The sequence below is a fragment of the Pseudomonas alcaligenes genome, from assembly GCF_041729615.1.
Lineage (GTDB): Bacteria > Pseudomonadota > Gammaproteobacteria > Pseudomonadales > Pseudomonadaceae > Aquipseudomonas > Aquipseudomonas alcaligenes_B.
In genome coordinates this window covers 3030765-3047706 of the sequence record NZ_CP154874.1, presented here as the reverse complement: position 1 = coordinate 3047706, position 16942 = coordinate 3030765, and the positions used below count along the sequence as shown (strand labels likewise).

General features: G+C 68.4%; 16 protein-coding genes and 1 pseudogene. 10 read left to right on the top strand and 7 right to left on the bottom strand.

What is annotated here, in order from left to right; genetic code table 11:
• The first annotated feature begins 1 nt into the window (after position 1).
• Both AAG092_RS14680 and lnt read left to right on the top strand, forming a co-directional pair.
• On the top strand, positions 2–838 hold the full coding sequence (locus AAG092_RS14680) for an HlyC/CorC family transporter (protein ID WP_110683915.1): 837 nt from the start codon (positions 2–4) through the stop codon (positions 836–838).
• Positions 839–957: 119 nt separating this feature from the next.
• Complete coding sequence (gene lnt / locus AAG092_RS14675) at positions 958–2496, top strand: apolipoprotein N-acyltransferase (RefSeq protein ID WP_373387250.1); 1539 nt, start codon at positions 958–960, stop codon at positions 2494–2496.
• A gap of 24 nt (positions 2497–2520) precedes the next feature.
• On the opposite strand, the gene AAG092_RS14670 is transcribed toward lnt, so the two are convergent.
• Positions 2521–3288: a YdcF family protein gene (locus AAG092_RS14670; RefSeq protein ID WP_373387249.1), complete on the bottom strand. Its 768-nt coding sequence runs from the start codon at positions 3286–3288 to the stop codon at positions 2521–2523.
• 64 nt (positions 3289–3352) lie between these two features.
• The gene (locus AAG092_RS14665) at positions 3353–3802 is read right to left on the bottom strand and encodes a hypothetical protein (protein ID WP_110683918.1); all 450 of its coding nucleotides are present in this window, start codon (positions 3800–3802) and stop codon (positions 3353–3355) included.
• A gap of 180 nt (positions 3803–3982) precedes the next feature.
• Here AAG092_RS14665 and leuS point away from each other — a divergent pair, with 180 nt between their 5' ends.
• The 5 genes from leuS to AAG092_RS14640 all read left to right on the top strand — a co-directional run bounded on the left by leuS (position 3983) and on the right by AAG092_RS14640 (position 9939).
• Positions 3983–6595, top strand: a complete 2613-nt coding sequence (gene leuS, locus AAG092_RS14660) for a leucine--tRNA ligase (protein ID WP_373387248.1) — start codon at positions 3983–3985, stop codon at positions 6593–6595.
• A 46-nt stretch (positions 6596–6641) separates the two neighbouring features.
• Positions 6642–7253 carry an LPS assembly lipoprotein LptE gene (lptE, locus tag AAG092_RS14655; protein WP_110683920.1) on the top strand — a complete coding sequence of 204 codons (612 nt, stop codon included), beginning with the start codon at positions 6642–6644 and terminating at the stop codon, positions 7251–7253.
• A gap of 34 nt (positions 7254–7287) precedes the next feature.
• Complete coding sequence (holA, locus tag AAG092_RS14650) at positions 7288–8322, top strand: DNA polymerase III subunit delta (RefSeq protein WP_110683921.1); 1035 nt, start codon at positions 7288–7290, stop codon at positions 8320–8322.
• A 77-nt stretch (positions 8323–8399) separates the two neighbouring features.
• Entirely contained in the window at positions 8400–8567 is a 168-nt protein-coding gene (gene arfA / locus AAG092_RS14645; protein WP_110683922.1) for an alternative ribosome rescue factor ArfA, read from the top strand.
• Between the two features lie 76 nt (positions 8568–8643).
• Positions 8644–9939 (top strand): lytic murein transglycosylase, encoded by a 1296-nt coding sequence (locus tag AAG092_RS14640; protein WP_373387247.1) that lies wholly within the window; start codon positions 8644–8646, stop codon positions 9937–9939.
• Between the two features lie 106 nt (positions 9940–10045).
• On the opposite strand, the gene AAG092_RS14635 is transcribed toward AAG092_RS14640, so the two are convergent.
• A complete protein-coding gene (locus AAG092_RS14635) occupies positions 10046–10927 on the bottom strand; it encodes a DNA-3-methyladenine glycosylase (protein WP_373387246.1) in 882 nt (293 codons plus the stop codon).
• A gap of 116 nt (positions 10928–11043) precedes the next feature.
• On the opposite strand from AAG092_RS14635, the pseudogene AAG092_RS14630 reads away from it, so the two are divergent.
• The 3 genes and pseudogenes from AAG092_RS14630 to lipA all read left to right on the top strand — a co-directional run.
• Positions 11044–11841, top strand: a pseudogene (locus AAG092_RS14630) (PAS domain-containing protein); the annotation flags it as partial.
• The gene (locus AAG092_RS14625) at positions 11821–12381 is read left to right on the top strand and encodes a methyl-accepting chemotaxis protein (RefSeq protein ID WP_373389600.1); all 561 of its coding nucleotides are present in this window, start codon (positions 11821–11823) and stop codon (positions 12379–12381) included. The pseudogene AAG092_RS14630 and the gene AAG092_RS14625, both read left to right, overlap by 21 nt.
• 121 nt (positions 12382–12502) lie before the next feature.
• Positions 12503–13555, top strand: a complete 1053-nt coding sequence (gene lipA / locus AAG092_RS14620) for a lipoyl synthase (RefSeq protein ID WP_373387245.1) — start codon at positions 12503–12505, stop codon at positions 13553–13555.
• Positions 13556–13626: 71 nt separating this feature from the next.
• Here lipA and lipB read toward each other — a convergent pair whose 3' ends face one another.
• The 4 genes from lipB to AAG092_RS14600 all read right to left on the bottom strand — a co-directional run bounded on the left by lipB (position 13627) and on the right by AAG092_RS14600 (position 16938).
• Positions 13627–14244, bottom strand: coding sequence for a lipoyl(octanoyl) transferase LipB (lipB, locus tag AAG092_RS14615; protein ID WP_373387244.1), 618 nt, complete (start codon positions 14242–14244; stop codon positions 13627–13629).
• Positions 14244–14522 carry a DUF493 domain-containing protein gene (locus AAG092_RS14610; RefSeq protein WP_373387243.1) on the bottom strand — a complete coding sequence of 93 codons (279 nt, stop codon included), beginning with the start codon at positions 14520–14522 and terminating at the stop codon, positions 14244–14246. The genes lipB and AAG092_RS14610 overlap by 1 nt, the downstream gene beginning before the upstream one ends.
• A 146-nt stretch (positions 14523–14668) precedes the next feature.
• Entirely contained in the window at positions 14669–15844 is a 1176-nt protein-coding gene (locus AAG092_RS14605) for a D-alanyl-D-alanine carboxypeptidase family protein (RefSeq protein ID WP_373387242.1), read from the bottom strand.
• Between the two features lie 92 nt (positions 15845–15936).
• Positions 15937–16938, bottom strand: coding sequence for a septal ring lytic transglycosylase RlpA family protein (locus AAG092_RS14600; RefSeq protein WP_373389599.1), 1002 nt, complete (start codon positions 16936–16938; stop codon positions 15937–15939).
• Between the last annotated feature and the right edge of the window lie 4 nt (positions 16939–16942).

Sequence of the window (16942 nt, the reverse complement as noted above, 5' to 3'; positions counted from 1 at the left end):
CATGAGCGAAGACCGATCGAGCAACGAGCAGAAGTCCTGGTTCAACAAGCTGACCCAGGCTTTTGCTCATGAGCCGAGAAACCGCCAGGAACTGCTGGAAGTCCTGCGCGAAGCCCACCAGAACAAGCTGCTCGACAGCGAGGCACTGGCCATAGTCGAGGGCGCCATCCAGGTCGCCGACCTGCAGGTGCGCGACATCATGGTGCCGCGCTCGCAGATGGTCAGCATCAAGGCCAGCCAGTCGCCGCAGGAGTTCCTCCCGGCGATCATCGACTCCGCCCATTCGCGCTACCCGGTGATCGGCGAGAGCCTGGATGAAGTCATCGGTATCCTCCTGGCCAAGGACCTGCTGCCGCTGATCCTGGGCGGCGACAAGCCGTTCGACATCAAGCAACTGCTGCGCCCGGCCACCTTCGTGCCGGAGTCCAAGCGCCTCAACGTGCTGCTGCGCGAGTTCCGCGCCAACCACAACCACATGGCCGTGGTCATCGACGAATACGGCGGCGTGGCCGGCCTGGTGACCATCGAGGACGTGCTGGAACAGATCGTCGGCGACATCGAGGACGAGCACGACGTCGAGGAAGACAGCTACATCAAGCCGCTGCCCTCCGGCGACTTCCTGATCAAGGCGCTGACCCCGATCGACAACTTCAACCAGGCCTTCGACACCGAGTTCCCCGACGACGAGTTCGACACCGTCGGCGGCCTGGTGATGAACGCCTTCGGCCACCTGCCCAAGCGCAACGAAGTGACCGAGATCGGCGAGTACCGCTTCCGCGTGCTCAACGCCGACAGCCGCCGCGTGCACCTGCTGCGCCTGACCCCGCTGGAACGTTGAACCATGGGGCGCCGAGCGCCCCCGGTCACTCGCCGATACAGGGTGCGTGCCGCGCACCCTACCCCGCCTCCCGCCCTTCCAGTACCCTTGCCCGCCTGATTCCCGATCAAGGACGCACGATGCGCTGGATCACCCAACCCGGCTGGCCGGGCAACCTGCTGGCCATCGCCGGCGGCGCCTGCACCACCCTGGCCCTGGCCCCCTTCGATATCTGGCCGCTGGCCCTGCTGGCCATCACCCTGTTCTACCTCGGCCTGCGTGGGCTGAACCCGCGCCAGGCCCTGCTGCGCGGCTGGCTCTACGGCATCGGCCTGTTCCTCGCCGGCACCAGCTGGGTCTATGTCAGCATCCATGACTATGGTGCCGCCTCGCCGGCCCTGGCCGCCTTCCTCACCTTCGGCTTCTGCGCCGGGGTCGCGCTGTTCTTCGCCCTCGGCGCCTGGCTGTGGGCGCGCTGGCTGCGCCGCAACGACGCGCCGATCGGCGACGCCCTGGCCTTCGCCGCCCTGTGGCTGGCCCAGGAGGCCTTCCGCGGCTGGTTCCTCACCGGCTTCCCCTGGCTCTACGCCGGCTACAGCCAGCTGCACGGCCCGCTGGCCGGGCTGGCACCAGTCGGCGGCATGTGGCTGATCTCGCTGGTGCTGGCCCTGTCCGCCGCCCTGCTGGTCAACCTGCCGCGCCTGCTGGGCGACAAGCCGCGCCTGGCCGCCGCCCTGCTCCTGCTGCTGGCCCCCTGGGTCGCCGGCCTGGCACTGAATGGCCATGCCTGGACCGAGCGCAAAGGTGAGCCACTCAAGGTCGCCGCCCTGCAGGGCAATATCGAGCAGAACCTCAAGTGGGACCCGGAGCAGCTGGACGCCCAGCTGGCGCTGTACCGCGACATGACCCTGAGCAGCCGGCCAGCCGACCTGATCGTCTGGCCGGAAACCGCCGTGCCGGTGCTCAAGGAATACGCCGAGGGCTATCTGCGCGTGATGGGCCGGGTCGCCGCCGAGCGCGATGCCGCACTGATCACCGGCGTGCCGCTGCGCCAGGCCAACGAGCACGGCGAGAAGCGCTACTACAACGCGATCACCGTCACCGGCTGGGGCGAGGGCACCTACCTCAAGCAGAAGCTGGTGCCCTTCGGCGAGTATGTGCCGCTGCAGGAAGTGCTGCGCGGACTGATCGCCTTCTTCGACCTACCGATGTCCGACTTCGCCCGCGGCCCCGCCGACCAGGCTCCGCTGCAGGCCAAGGGCCTGAAGATCGCGCCGTTCATCTGCTATGAGGTGGTCTACCCGGAATTCGCCGCCGGCCTGGCCGCCCGCAGCGACCTGCTGCTGACGGTGAGCAACGACACCTGGTTCGGCACCTCGATCGGCCCGCTGCAGCACCTGCAGATGGCGCAGATGCGCGCCCTCGAGGCCGGGCGCTGGATGATCCGCGCCACCAACAACGGCGTCACCGCGCTGATCGACCCGCAGGGCCGCATCAGCGTGCAGATCCCGCAGTTCCAGCAGGCCGTCCTGTATGGCGAGGTGCAGCCGATGCAAGGCCTGACGCCCTACCTGCTGTGGCGCGCCTGGCCGCTGGTCGTGCTGTGCAGCCTGCTGCTGGGCTGGGCCTTCGTCGCCCGCCGCCGCGCGGCACGCGACCTCAGCCCGCAGGCGGCCTGAATAACGGCCGCGCGGCGCGCCGGCTCAGCGATACAGCAGCGGATAGAGGAGCAGCCCGAGCGCCTCGTTGAGCAGCCGGGTGCTCTGCCACAGCGCCTTGCCCTCCGGCAGCCAGCCGCCCAGCGGGCGCTCGTTGGGCACGCCGAGAAAACCCAGCGGCGCCGCCACCACCTGCAGCCCGGCGCGCTCGAAGCACCAGCGCGCCCGCGGCATGTGCGCCGCCTGGGTGACCAGCACCACGCGGCTCACGCCCTCTGCCTTGAGCAGCTCGGCAGTAAACAGCGCGTTCTCCCAGGTGGTACGGCTACGCTCCTCGCGCCAGCGGGTTGCCACGCCGAAGTCGCGCTGCAGCGCCTCGGCCATCAGCGCCGCTTCGCTGGGCGGCTGGCCGTAGTGCAGGCCACCGCTGATCAGCACCGGCAGCTGGGCGGCGCGCTGCAGGCGCGCCGCATAGCGCAGGCGTTCGACGGCGGTGACGCTGGGCTGGTCGCTGCCCCAGGCCGGATCGGCCTCCTCGCGCCCGGAGCCGAGCACCACGATCGCCTCGGCGCGCTGCGCCAGTGCCGGCCACTGCGACTCGGCCAGCGCCGGCTCGCGCTCGAGCAGACGCGCCGACCACTCCACCACGGCCGGCAGGCTGAGCAGCCACAAACCGCCCAGGCCGAGCAGCAGGCAGACGGACGCCAGACGCGGCCGTCCCAGCCAGGCCCACAGCAGCCAGGCCAGCAGGATCAGCAGGAGCAGGCCGCCGGGCGGCAGGAGCAGCTGTTTGAGGATGAAGCGCAGTTCCATGGGCACCTCCAGTGCCCGGAGGTTATGAGCTACGCCCTGGGGAGTCGAGCCCGATCTGCAAGCGCTAGCGCGGCTGACCGGCGCGGAACAGCTTGGAGCCGCAGGAGACGCACGGCAACACCCCTTCGCCACGCTGAATCTGCGCCGCCGCACCGCACAGGGCACAGCACAGCGGCTGGCGTTTCTTGAGCGTCGACTTGCCGCGCACCGGCGCCTTGCCGGCCGCCCTGGGCGGCAACTTGCCCGCCGCCCGCGTTACGACCGCCGGCGCCTGCTCGATCACCGCCAGCTCCTCGGCGGCGGCATGCCAGCCACGCAGCCAGTTGAGATCGCGGTCCAGGTAGGCGCGGATCAGCTGCATCTCCGCCGGGGTCAGGCCGCTCAGTTCCAGCTCGAGCGGTGCGGCCTGGTGCAGGCGGGAAGCGCTGTCCGCTTCCTCCAGGGCCAGGGCCAGGCGCTGCAACAGCCGCTCGTAGAGCCCACCTGCCTCTTCCCTTCGCCGCAACTCTGCCATCCACCACCTCGACCGGGCGCCGACCTGCGCGCCCCTACAGGCAAGCTTAGCGCCGGGCCGGAGCGCGGCCGGGCGCCGCGACAAACGGCGGGCGCGGCACAATCAAGGTTTCCCTGAATCCAAGGGGGTCATGTATGCTACGGCGTTTCTCGCAAGCCCCATTTTTCAGCGCCGAAGCCCATGCACGAACAGTATTCGCCCCGTGAAATCGAAGCCGCCGCCCAAGCCCATTGGGACGCGCAGAAGTCCTTTGTCGTGACCGAACAGCCGGGCAAGGACACCTTCTACTGCCTGTCGATGTTCCCCTACCCGAGCGGCAAGCTGCACATGGGCCACGTGCGCAACTACACCATCGGCGACGTGATCGCCCGCTACCAGCGCATGCAGGGCAAGAACGCGCTGCAGCCGATGGGCTGGGACGCCTTCGGCATGCCGGCCGAGAACGCGGCGATGAAGAACAAGGTCGCGCCGGCCAAGTGGACCTACGAGAACATCGCCTACATGAAGTCCCAGCTGAAATCGCTGGGCCTGGCCATCGACTGGACCCGCGAAGTCACCACCTGCAAGCCGGACTACTACCGCTGGGAGCAGTGGCTGTTCACCCGCCTGTTCGAGAAGGGCGTGATCTACCGCAAGAACGGTACCGTGAACTGGGACCCGGTCGACCAGACCGTGCTGGCCAACGAGCAGGTCATTGACGGCCGTGGCTGGCGTTCGGGCGCGCTGATCGAGAAGCGCGAAATCCCGATGTACTACTTCAAGATCACCGCTTACGCCGAAGAGCTGCTGAGCAGCCTGGACGAGCTGGAAGGCTGGCCCGAGCAGGTCAAGACCATGCAGCGCAACTGGATCGGCAAGAGCTTCGGTGCCGACATCGTGTTCGACTACGACGTCGCCAGCATCGGCGTGGATGGCCAGCTCAAGGTCTACTCGACCCGCCCCGACACCCTGATGGGCGCCACCTACGTGGCCGTGGCCGCCGAGCACCCGCTGGCCCAGCGCGCCGCCGAATCCAACCCGGCGATTGCCGCCTTCATCGCCGAGTGCAAGTCCGGCTCCGTGGCCGAGGCCGACATGGCCACCATGGAGAAGAAGGGCCTGGCCACCGGCCAGTTCGTCATCCATCCGCTGACCGGCGACAAGCTGCCGGTGTTCGTCGCCAACTACGTGCTGTGGGGCTACGGCGAAGGCGCTGTGATGGCCGTGCCGGCGCACGACGAGCGCGACTTCGAGTTCGCCAACAAGTACGACCTGCCGATCAAGCAGGTGTATGTCGCGGCGGACAAGGACTACGACACCAGCACCTGGCAGGACTGGTATGGCGACAAGGCCGGCCTGACCACCATCAACTCCGGCAAGTACGACGGCCTGGACTTCAGCGCCGCCTTCGACGCCATAGTCGGCGACCTGGAAGCCAGCGCCCATGGCGCGCGCAAGACCCAGTTCCGCCTGCGCGACTGGGGCATCAGCCGCCAGCGCTACTGGGGTTGCCCGATCCCGATCATCCACTGCCCGAGCTGCGGCGATGTTCCGGTGCCGGAAGACCAGCTGCCGGTGGTGCTGCCCGAAGACGTGGTGCCGGACGGCGCCGGTTCGCCGCTGGCCAAGATGCCCGAGTTCTACGAGTGCAGCTGCCCGAAATGCGGCAGCCCGGCCAAGCGCGAAACCGACACCATGGACACCTTCGTCGAGTCGTCCTGGTACTACGCCCGCTACGCCTCGCCGAACTACACCGGCGGCATGGTCGACCCGCAGGCCGCCAACCACTGGCTGCCGGTGGACCAGTACATCGGCGGCATCGAGCACGCCATCCTGCACCTGCTGTACGCGCGCTTCTTCCACAAGCTGATGCGCGACGAAGGCCTGGTCACCTCCAACGAGCCGTTCAAGAACCTGCTGACCCAGGGCATGGTGGTCGCCGAAACCTACTACCGCACCCTGGAAAACGGCGGCAAGGACTGGTTCAACCCGGCCGACGTGGAAGTCGAGCGTGACGCCAAGGCCAAGGTCATCGGCGCCAAGCTGAAGAGCGACGGCCTGCCGGTGGAAATCGGCGGCACCGAGAAGATGTCCAAGTCGAAGAACAACGGCGTAGACCCGCAGGCCATGATCGACGCTTACGGCGCCGACACCTGCCGCCTGTTCATGATGTTCGCCTCGCCGCCCGACATGAGCTGCGAGTGGTCGGACGCCGGCATCGAGGGCGCCAATCGCTTCCTCCGTCGCGTCTGGCGCCTGGCCCACAGCCACGTCAGTGCCGGCCTGCCGGGCCAGCTGGACGTCGCCAGCCTGACCGACGAGCAGAAGGCCGTGCGCCGCGCCATCCACCTGGCCATCAAGCAGGCCAGCAACGACGTGGGCCAGCACCACAAGTTCAACACCGCCATCGCCCAGGTGATGACCCTGATGAACGTGCTGGAGAAGGCCGCCACCGCCACCGAACAGGACCGCGCCCTGCTCCAGGAAGGCCTGGAGACCGTGGCCCTGCTGCTGGCGCCGATCACCCCGCACATCTGCCACGAACTGTGGCAGCGCCTGGGCAAGGCCGGCGCGATCATCGACGCGCAGTGGCCGCAGGTAGACGAGTCGGCCCTGGTGCAGGACAGCCTGACCCTGGTCATCCAGGTCAATGGCAAGCTGCGCGGCCAGATCGAGGTGCCCGCCTCGGCCTCCCGCGAGGAAGTCGAGGCCGCCGCCCGCGCCAACGAGAACGTGCAGCGCTTCACCGAGGGCGTGACCATCCGCAAGGTCATCGTCGTGCCGGGCAAGCTGGTCAACATAGTCGCCAACTGATCAAGCCCGGCGCCGCGGCGCCGGGAGTCTCAAGGGGAAGAAAACAATGATGAAACGGAACATGCTGGTCATCGGCCTCGCCGTCCTGCTCAGCGCCTGCGGCTTCCAGCTGCGCGGTACCGGCAGCGCCGAGTTCGCCATCAAGGAAATCGACCTGCAGGCGCGCAACGCCTATGGCGACACCGCCAAGCAACTGCAGCAGCTGCTGGAAAACAGCGGCGTCAAGGTGCACAGCGGCGCGCCCTACCGCCTGTTCCTGGCCAACGAGCAGGAAACCCAGCGCACCGCCAGCGTCACCAGCAGCGCACGCAGCGCCGAGTACGAGCTGACCACCCGCCTGGACTACGAGATCCGCGGCGAGAAGAACCTGCTGCTGCTCCGAGACAAGCTGGAAGTGCAGAGCGTGTATGTGCACGACGAGAACAACCTCATCGGCTCCAGCCAGGAGTCCGGCCAGTTGCGCCAGGAAATGCGCCGCGAACTGGTCCAGCAGATGTCCCTGCGCCTGCAGCTGCTGAGCCCGGCCCAGCTGGAGCAGCTGCAGCAGGAGGCCGAGGCGCGTGCCGCCGCGGAAGCGGAAGCCGCTGCCGCCGCGCGCCGCGCCGAGCAGGAATCGGCGCCGCTGCAGTCGCCGATCCAGCTGCCGATCAGCCAGTAAGACCCAGGGGCCGCTTCTGCGGCCCCAGCTGTCTATGAAGCTCAATCCCGCGCAACTCGGCAAACACCTGCAGGGCTCGCTCGCGCCTGTCTACGTGGTCAGTGGCGACGAGCCGCTGCTGTGCCAGGAAGCCGAGGACGCCATCCGCGCCGCCACCCGCCAGCAGGGTTTCAGCGAACGCCAGGTGTTCCATGCCGAAGCCAGCTTCGACTGGGGCCTGCTCTACGAGGCCGGCGCCAGCCTCTCGCTGTTCGCCGAGAAGCGCCTGATCGAGCTGCGCATCCCGGGTGGCAAGCCCGGCGACAAGGGCACCGCCGCCCTCCTCGAATACCTGGGGCGGCCGCCGGAAGACACCGTGCTGCTGATCAGCCTGCCCAAGCTGGACGGCGCCACGCAGAAGACCAAGTGGGCCAAGGCGCTGATCGAGGGGCCGCACAGCCAGTTCCTGCAGATCTGGCCGATCGAGGTCGCGCAGCTGCCCAACTGGATTCGCCAGCGCCTGTCACAGGCCGGCCTGGCGGCCACCCAGGAAGCGGTGGAACTGATCGCCGCGCGGGTCGAGGGCAACCTGCTGGCCGCCGCCCAGGAGATCGAGAAGCTCAAGCTGCTGGCCGAAGGCAACCAGGTCGATGTCGGCACGGTGCAGGCGGCGGTGGCCGACAGCGCCCGCTACGACGTGTTCGGCCTGATCGACGCCGTGCTGGGCGGCGAGGCGGCGCATGCCCTGCGCATGCTCGAAGGCCTGCGCGGCGAGGGTGTGGAGCCGCTGTTCATCGTCGTCATGCTGGCCCGCGAGCTGCGCCAGCTGGCCGGCCTGGCCCAGCAGTTCAGCCAGGGCGTGCCGCTGGAGAAGGCCTTCGCCAGCGCCCGCCCGCCGGTCTGGGACAAGCGCCGCCCGCTCTACAGCCGTGCCTTGCAGCGGCACACCGCGGCGCGCTGGAACCAGCTGCTGATCGACGCCCAGCGCATCGACGCGCAGGTCAAGGGCCAGGCCGCCGGCGACGCCTGGAGCAGCCTGGCGCGCCTGGCCCTGCTGATGGCCGGCCAGCGCCTGGCGCTGAGCGAATAGCGCCACTGGACATTTTTCGTACAGCGGCGCATAGTCCGCGCCGCCCGCAGCGTCGCGGGTGCGCGAGGATCATCGAGATGAGCAAGAAAGCCCGCAAGCGGCCGAACAAGGCCAAGTCCATCATCGCCCAACCGCTGTTCCGCAGCCGCCAGGAACAGCCGAAGAAGGGCAAAGGCAGCTACCGCCGCGAAGCCTCCCACTGGGAGGCTTCCTGCTTTCTGGCCCTGGCGAAATTCGCCGCCTGAGCCGCCGGCGGGGCGCCACCGGCATATCCGGCATGCTAAGGTCGCGGTCTGATTGGCAAGACCGAGACACCGCGCAATGCCCCACCGCTTTCCTACCGCCCGCCTGAGCGGCCTGCTCGTCGGCGCCACCCTGCTCCTCGGCGCCTGCGCCGAAACCCCGGACACCGCCCCCGAACTGGTTTCCAGCCAGCCGGCAGCCCAGCCGCAACGCATGGCGCCGAGCAACGACAGGGTACAGGTGGCCGTGGCCCCCGCACCGGCCATCGACTTCAACGGCTGGCAGCGCCAGTTCCGCCTCAAGGCCCTGCGCAGCGGCATCCAGGCCGAGTTGTTCGACCGCGCCTTCAGTGGCGTGACCCCCGACCCGAGCGTGGTACGCGCCGACGGCGCGCAGCCTGAATTCACCCGCCCGGTGTGGGAGTACCTGGACGGCGCCATCTCGCCGGTGCGCGTGCGCAAGGGCCAGACCCTGCTCGCCGAGCATGCCGCCAGCCTGGATGCCATCGAGCGGCGCTACGGCGTCGAGCGCGAGACCCTGGTCGCCATCTGGGGCATGGAGAGCAGCTTCGGCCAGTTCATGGGCGACAACTCGGTCATCCGCTCCCTGGCCACCCTGGCCTACGAGGGGCGCCGCCCGCGCTGGGCCGAGGAGCAGCTGCTGGCGGCCCTGCAGATCCTGCAGAGCGGCGACATCGGGATAAGCGGCCTGCGCGGTTCCTGGGCTGGGGCCATGGGCCAGACCCAGTTCATTCCCACCACCTACCTGAGCCACGCGGTGGACTTCGACGGCGATGGCCGGCGCGACATCTGGAACTCCAGCGCCGACGCCCTGGCCTCGGCCGCCCACTACCTGCAGGCCTCCGGCTGGCAGCAGGGCAAGCCCTGGGGCTTCCAGGTCGCCCTGCCGGACGACTTCGACCATGCCCTGGCCGACAGCGAGATCCGCAAGACCTATGCCCAGTGGCACGCGCTCGGCGTGAAGGGCACCCCGGCCGGCCTGGCGCCGGACGATACCGGCTACCTGCTGCTGCCGGCCGGTCACCGCGGCCCGGCCTTCCTTGTGTTCCGCAACTTCAACGCCATCCTGCGCTACAACAACTCCAGTTCCTACGCCCTGGCCGTGGGCCTGCTCGGCCAGCGCTTCGTCGGTGGCGGGCAGATCAGCGGCAGCTGGCCGAAGGACGAGCGCCCGCTGGGGCGCAGCGAGCGCATCGCCCTGCAGGAAGGCCTGGCCGCCAGGGGCTTCAACCCGGGCCCGGCGGACGGCATCATCGGCGCCAACACCCGCCGCGCGGTGCGTGCCTTCCAGCAGAGCCTGGGCCTGCCGGCCGACGGCTACCCGACCCCGGCGCTGCTGCAACAGCTGCGCTGAGCAAGGGCCGCAGCGCGCCGGCGGGGCGTTGCTGGAAAGCGGTCCGGGGTGTGCCCCGCACCCTCGCTCCCTCCCCGCCTGGCCCGGCTGCGCGCGCTCCACGGCCTCAGGGCATCGCCCAGAGATGCGCCGCCACCAGTGCCCGCCAGGGAGCGAAGGGCGCCAGCCAGTCGCGCACGAAGGCTTGCTCGAGCTTCTCCTCGACGCCCAGCAGCCGCTGCAGCTGGCGGCGTACAGCGGCATCGCCGTGCAGCGAGCCATCCAGGCGGGCGAAGCCGCGTAGCAGTGCATAGTCCACCGTCCAGGGGCCTATGCCCTTGAGCACCAGCAGGCGCCGGCCAATGGCCTCGGCCGGCTCGTCCTGCACCCACTGATCCAGCGGCAGCCGCCCCTCCACCACCTCGCGCGCCAGCAGCAACAGGGTCTGCGCCTTGGCCCGGGAAAAGCCGGCGCGGCCCAGGGCGTCGGCGTCCAGCCGTGCCACCGCCGCGGCATCCGGATAGCACAGCAGGCCGCTGGAATGGCGCCGCCCGGCCAGCTGGATCAGTCGACGGCGCAGCGCGATGGCCACTTGCAAACTGATCTGCTGGCCGCTGATGGCCCAGCTCAGGGCCTCGAACGGCGAAGCCGACTGCGGCACGCGCAAGCCCCGGTTGGCGGCGATCAGGCGCCCCAGCAGCGGGTGATCGCCCAGCGCCGACTCGAACGCCGTCACCGGCTGGTTCATGCCCAGCATGTGCTCGACCAGCGCCCGCAGCGATGGCAGGTCATCCCCTGCCTGGCCATCCAGCTGCAGCGCCGCGCGCACCTGCCCGCCGGCGAAAGCCAGGCTCAGGCAGGCCGGCTGTCCCTGCCAGAGGATGCCCTTGTCCAGCCCCGCGGCCGTGACGCGTTCGGCCAGGGCCTGGGCATCTCGAGCATGGAAAGCCAGCAGGTCGGCCGCCCGGTAATCGGCAGGCAAGCGCATTTCAAGTTCGAGGTAGGTCATGGATTCCTGGCTGCGGCAGAGGGCTATGGGATGAAGGCTACACTGCAGGGACTGTGCTTTTTCCGCCAGAGGTCGATCAGCCAGCGAGGCTGTTTCCTCGGAGCTGCACGCGTCACATGCCCAGGGGTGCTTTGCCGATGTTCAACAACAAGCTGAAGGATGAACTGGCCCAGCTGCGTAACGAACTGGCCAGCATGCGTCAGATCAAGGACTCGCTGTACAGCGAGATGCTGGTGCTGGAGATCGAGGCCGACGGCCGGGTGCGCTACGCCAACGACAACTTCCTCGACGAAATGCTCTATTCCGGCGACGCGCTGCTCGGCCGCCCACTGGACTCGCTGATTCCCGAATCCTTTCGCCGCGAGTCCAACTACCAGAGACTGCAGCAGGCGCTGCGCCAGCGCGAGCACCTCTGCGGCGCCTACCGCCTGCTGCGCGGCAACGGCGAGGAAGCCTGGCTGCGCGCCATCTGGCAACCCGTGCTGAACGCGCACGGCGAACTGGCCTACTTCACCCTCTGCGCGACCGACCTGACCCGTACCATCAGCACCTCCCGCGAGCACGAAGGCCTGATCGATGCCCTGCTGCGCTCCACCGCGGTGATCGAGTTCAACCTGGCCGGCGAGGTGCTGAGCGCCAACCAGCGTTTCCTCGACGGCATGGGCTATCGCCTGGAGCAGATCCGGGGCAAGCACCACCGCATGTTCTGCGAGCCGGAGGAGTACAACTCGCAGGCCTACCGCGACTTCTGGGCCCGACTGAACCGCGGCGAATTCGTCGCCGGGCGCTTCAAGCGAGTCGACAACCATGGCCGGGTGGTGTGGCTGGAGGCCTCCTACAACCCGATCCTCGATCCCCACGGCAAGCTGTACAAAGTGGTCAAGTTCGCCACCGTGGTCACCGACCAGATCAGCCAGGAGCAGGCCGTGGCCGAGGCGGCGAGCATCGCCTACGGCATCTCCCAGCAAACCGACGGCAGCGCCGACAAGGGCGCCGCCGTGGTGCGCCAGACGGTCGAGGTGATGCAGCGCATTGCCCGCCAGCTGCAGGAGGCCAGCGATGGCATCGCGGCCCTGGGCAGACAGTCGCAGCTGATCAGCACCATCATGCAGACCATCCGCGGCATCGCCGACCAGACCAACCTGCTCGCCCTCAACGCCGCTATCGAAGCGGCCCGCGCCGGCGACCAGGGCCGCGGCTTCGCCGTGGTAGCCGATGAGGTACGCCAGCTGGCCGGGCGCACCAGCCAGGCCACCGAGGAGATCGTCGAGGTGGTGCAGAAGAACCAGACCCTGGCGCAGAACGCGGTGGACAGCATGGCCAGCAGCCGCGAGCAGGCCGAACAGGGACTGGACCTGGCCAACCAGGCCGGCGCCGTCATCGTCGAGATTCAGGAGGGCGCCAAGCAGGTGGTGCAGGCGGTGGAGCAGTTCGCCAACCAGCTCAAGCCCTGAGCGCGCGCAACGGCGCAGAGCCCCGCCGACCGGCGCTGGCAGCCGCTCGCGGTGCCCTATGGTAGACTGGGCGCCGGCCACAAGCCCCGCCAACGAAGCCCCTACCGGAGCCGAGCTCAAGATGTCCGACACAGCCCCGCCCAAGCCCGTCGCCAGCGGAGAAAAATTCCGCACGCCGCAGGGCATCACCGCGATCAAGGATGGCCAGAAGCGCCGCGCCTCGGCCGAGCCCCAGGTCGTCGAGCCCAAACCGAGCTGGCTGCGGGTCAAGGCACCGAGTGGCAGCCGCTTCGATGCGGTCAAGCGCAATGTCGGCGAGCACCGCCTGAGCACCGTGTGCCAGGAATCCCACTGCCCGAACATGGGCGAATGCTGGTCCAACGGCACCGCCACCATCATGCTGATGGGTTCGGTGTGCACCCGTGCCTGCCGTTTCTGCGCGGTCGATACCGGCAACCCGAACGGCTGGCTGGACCAGGAGGAGCCGCAGAACACCGCCAAGTCGGTGGAGCTGATGGGCCTGCGCTACATCGTGCTGACCTCGGTGGACCGCGACGACCTGCCCGACGGCGGCGCCGCACACTACGCCGCCTGCGTGCAGGCGATCAAGGCCAACACCCCGCAGGTGGTGGTGGAGGCCCTGACCCCGGACTTCGACGGCGACCGCGAGGCCATCGCCCGCGTGGTGGACTCCGGCCTCGAGGTGTTCGCCCAGAACGTCGAGACGGTCAAGCGCCTGACCCATGTGGTACGCGATCCGCGCGCCGGCTATGAGAAAACGCTCAAGGTACTGGAGTTCGCCAAGCAGCACCGCCCCTCGGTCATCACCAAGACCAGCCTGATGCTCGGCCTGGGCGAGACCGACGAGGAAATCCTGCAGACCATGGATGACCTGCGTGCCATCGGCGTGGACATCCTCACCCTCGGCCAGTACCTGCAGCCCACGCGCAACCACCTCAAGGTGCAGCGCTGGGTCAGCCCCGAGGAGTTCAACCGCCTGCGCGACATCGGCCTGGAGAAGGGCTTCATGGAAGTCGCCGCCGGCCCGCTGGTGCGTTCCAGCTACCGTGCCGACCGGGTGTTCGAGAAGAACAACCTGGGCCTGGCCGCCCCCGCCCCGGTTCCCGGGCAGCAGCAGGACGACAGCCTGATTCCGGCGCTCAACCTGAACTGATCTCAGCCTGGAAACAGAAAAGGCCCTGTGGCATCCGCCCCAGGGCCTTTTGCTTGGTGTCTATCTCAACCTCAGCGGTAACCCAGACGCTCGCGCAGGGCGTGCTCCAGGCGCTGCGCCACCTCGTCCAGCGCGGGCGGGGTTTCCAGCAGGTCCCTGAGCTGGACCATCTTCAGACCGGCGTAACCACAGGGGTTGATGCGCAGGAACGGCGTCATGTCCATGTCGACGTTCAGCGCCAGGCCGTGAAACGAGCAGCCATTGCGCACCCGCAGGCCCAGCGAGGCGATCTTGTCGCCGGCGACGTAGACGCCCGGGGCGTCGGCCTTGGGCGCCGCCTCGATGCCATAGCTGGCCAGCACGTCGACCAGCGCGTTCTCCATCGCCGTGACCAGCTCGCGCACGCCCAGCTTCTGCCGGCGCAGATTGAGCATCAGGTAGGCCACCAGCTGGCCGGGGCCGTGGTAGGTGACCTGGCCACCGCGCTCGACCTGGATCACCGGGATATCGCCGGGCGCCAGCAGGTGCTCGGCCTTGCCGGCCTGCCCCTGGGTGAACACCCGCGGGTGCTGCAGCAGCCAGATCTCGTCGGGGGTCGACTCATCACGCTCGGCGGTGAAGCGGCGCATGGCTTCCAGGGTCGGCAGGTACTCCGCCAGACCCAGGTGACGCACGACCAGTTCGGCCATCAGAGCACCATGTGTACGCGACCGGTGGCTTTCAGGTCGACATGGATCGCCTGCAGCTGCTCCACGCCGGTGGCGGTGATCAGCACCTGCACGGAGAGGAAGCGGCCGTTGCGGCTGTCGCGCACCACCAGGCTGGTGGCGTCGAAGCCCGGCGCATGGCGCTGGATCACTTCCACCACCAGGTCGGCGAAGCCTTCGCCGGCCTCGCCGATCACCTTGATCGGGTAGCGTTCGCAGGGGAATTCGATTTTCGGGGCTTGTACTTCGGTATCGGTCATCGCACTACTCCGGGTTCATGACCCGCGAGAAAAACAGAACGCCCCGCGAGGGGGCGTCCATGATCATGATCGGGCCGGCTCCGCGGCGCGCCGGCCTGTCGGCAAGATGGGCGCGCGCCCTGCGCTTTTCAAGGCACGCCGGTCAGTCAGTTGAACAGGCCGAAGAAGAACAGGCGGATGCTATCCCACAGGCGGCGGAAGAAACCACCCTCCTCCACCGGCTCCAGGGCGATCAGGTCGGCGCTGTGGATCACCTGCTCGCCGAGCTTGACCTCGACCTTGCCGATCACGTCGCCCTGCTTGAGCGGCGCCACCAGCTGCGGCTCCAGCACCATGGCGGCCTGCAGCTGCTTGATCTGGCCCTTGGGCAGGGTCAGGCTGAGGTCCTCGGCCAGGCCGGCCTTGACCTGACGGCTGACGCCCTTCCACACCTGGGCCTGGGCCAGCTCCTGACCCTGCTTGTAGAAGGTCTGGGTCTCGAAGAAGCGGAAGCCGTAGGTCAGCAGCTTCTGGGTCTCGGCGGCGCGGGTCTTCTCGCTGTCGGTACCGAACACCGAGGTGATCATGCGCGCGCCGTCGCGCACGGCGGAGGCCACCAGGCAGTAGCCGGCTTCCTCGGTGTGGCCGGTCTTCAGGCCATCGACGGTGCTGTCGCGCCACAGCAGCAGGTTGCGGTTGCCCTGCTTGATGTTGTTCCAGTGGAACTCCTTCTGCGAGTAGATCGCGTAGTGCTCCTGGTCCTCGTTGATGATGGCGCGGGCCAGGATGGCCATGTCGTGGGCGCTGGAGTAGTGCTCCGGATGCGGCAGGCCGGTGGCGTTCATGAAGTGCGAGTTCTTCATGCCGAGCTTCTCGGCAGTCTCGTTCATCATGTCGGCGAAGGCGTCTTCGCTGCCGGCGATGTACTCGGCGATGGCGATGCTGGCATCGTTGCCGGACTGGATGATGATGCCGTGCAGCAGGTCATCCACCGTCACCTGGCTGTTCAGCGGTAGGAACATGGTGGAGCCGCCGGAGGCCGCGCCGCCGGTGCGCCAGGCGTGCTCGCTGACGGTGACCAGGTCCTGCTCGCCGATCTTGCCCTTGCGGATCTCCAGGGTGGCGATGTAGGCGGTCATCAGCTTGGTCAGGCTGGCCGGGGGCAGGCGCTGGTCGCCGTTGTTCTCCACCAGCACCTTGCCACTGGCGGCGTCCATCAGCACATAGGACTTGGCGGCCAGTTGCGGCGGCGAGGGAATCGCCGATTCGGCGGACGCGAGCACAGGCGCGGCCAGCAGCGTGACGAGCAGGGAAAGGCGTTGGGCAAAGCGGGCGATGTTCATCCGTCTCTCTGAAGTGGCTGTTCAACAATGGAACAGGCGGACCGGAGTCCGCCTGCATTCAGCGCCGCCCCGAGGGGTGACGCGCGAAGGCGCTAGTCCGGCTTGACCAGGGCGGGGTCGCCCAGGTTGGCCAGGCGCACGCTGTCCTGCAGCTGCTGGGCCTCAGCCTGGGTTTCGACCGGCCCCAGCCGGACCCGGTGCAAGATCTGCTGGTTGCGCACCACCGAGCTGATAAACACCTTGGCAGGCACCGTTTGGCTCAGCTTGGCCTTGAGAAGTTCCGCAGCGTCCGGATTGGCGAAGGCGGCCACTTGGAGATACAGGCCAGAGGCTGCGGGCGTAGCGTTTTTTTTTACGTCGATCTGCACCGGCAGCACGGCTGCGGCGTGCTGCGTGGGCGGCGGCGTGTACTGCTCGATCGGCTGGCTGGCGGCCACCGCCACCGGCTCGGCGACGGCCGGCGCGCCCTGGCCAGCCATCTTCGGCTGCGCCAGCACCATCGGCACCGGGCGGCCTTGGGCGGCCCACCACTCGTGCGGGTCGATGCCCTCAACCTTGACCCGCGCGGTGCCGCTCTCGGCATAGCCGAGCTTCTTCGCCGCGGCGAAGGACAGGTCGATGATGCGATCGGAATAGAACGGGCCGCGGTCGTTGACCCGCAGGATCACGCTCTTGCCGTTGTCCAGGTTGGTCACCCGCACATAGCTGGGCAGCGGCAGGGTCTTGTGCGCGGCGGTCATGCCGTACAGGTCGTAGGCCTCGCCGTTGGCGGTGGCCTGGCCGTGGAACTTGGTGCCGTACCAGGAGGCGATGCCGGTGGCAACGTAGCGCCGGCTGTCACGGATCGGGTAGTAGGTCTTGCCCATCACCGTGTAGGGATTGGCCTTGAAGTTGCCGTAGTGCGGCATCGGCACGGCATCGGGGATGCGCGACACGTCGACGTCCCACCAGGGCGCGCCGTCGCGGTGCGGGCGGTTGTACTGCGCCGGACCGGAGATCGGCTGGCTGCCCGGCTCCATCGGCTGCGGCGCACGGCTGCTGGAACAGCTGACCAGGACCAGACCGAAGGCGCCGACGGCCAGGGTGCGCAGCATGGGT

Excerpts from the sequence above, each read along its gene's own strand:
- leuS (WP_373387248.1), top strand. The coding sequence starts at position 3,983 with ATGCACGAACAGTATTCGCCCCGTGAAATCGAAGCCGCCGCCCAAGCC.
- AAG092_RS14640 (WP_373387247.1), top strand. The coding sequence starts at position 8,644 with ATGCCCCACCGCTTTCCTACCGCCCGCCTGAGCGGCCTGCTCGTCGGC.
- AAG092_RS14600 (WP_373389599.1), bottom strand. The coding sequence starts at position 16,938 with ATGCTGCGCACCCTGGCCGTCGGCGCCTTCGGTCTGGTCCTGGTCAGC.
- AAG092_RS14680 (WP_110683915.1), top strand. The coding sequence starts at position 2 with ATGAGCGAAGACCGATCGAGCAACGAGCAGAAGTCCTGGTTCAACAAG.
- holA (WP_110683921.1), top strand. The coding sequence starts at position 7,288 with ATGAAGCTCAATCCCGCGCAACTCGGCAAACACCTGCAGGGCTCGCTC.
- AAG092_RS14635 (WP_373387246.1), bottom strand. The coding sequence starts at position 10,927 with ATGACCTACCTCGAACTTGAAATGCGCTTGCCTGCCGATTACCGGGCG.
- lipA (WP_373387245.1), top strand. The coding sequence starts at position 12,503 with ATGTCCGACACAGCCCCGCCCAAGCCCGTCGCCAGCGGAGAAAAATTC.
- lnt (WP_373387250.1), top strand. The coding sequence starts at position 958 with ATGCGCTGGATCACCCAACCCGGCTGGCCGGGCAACCTGCTGGCCATC.
- lptE (WP_110683920.1), top strand. The coding sequence starts at position 6,642 with ATGATGAAACGGAACATGCTGGTCATCGGCCTCGCCGTCCTGCTCAGC.
- AAG092_RS14670 (WP_373387249.1), bottom strand. The coding sequence starts at position 3,288 with ATGGAACTGCGCTTCATCCTCAAACAGCTGCTCCTGCCGCCCGGCGGC.
- AAG092_RS14665 (WP_110683918.1), bottom strand. The coding sequence starts at position 3,802 with ATGGCAGAGTTGCGGCGAAGGGAAGAGGCAGGTGGGCTCTACGAGCGG.
- arfA (WP_110683922.1), top strand. The coding sequence starts at position 8,400 with ATGAGCAAGAAAGCCCGCAAGCGGCCGAACAAGGCCAAGTCCATCATC.
- AAG092_RS14610 (WP_373387243.1), bottom strand. The coding sequence starts at position 14,522 with ATGACCGATACCGAAGTACAAGCCCCGAAAATCGAATTCCCCTGCGAA.
- lipB (WP_373387244.1), bottom strand. The coding sequence starts at position 14,244 with ATGGCCGAACTGGTCGTGCGTCACCTGGGTCTGGCGGAGTACCTGCCG.
- AAG092_RS14605 (WP_373387242.1), bottom strand. The coding sequence starts at position 15,844 with ATGAACATCGCCCGCTTTGCCCAACGCCTTTCCCTGCTCGTCACGCTG.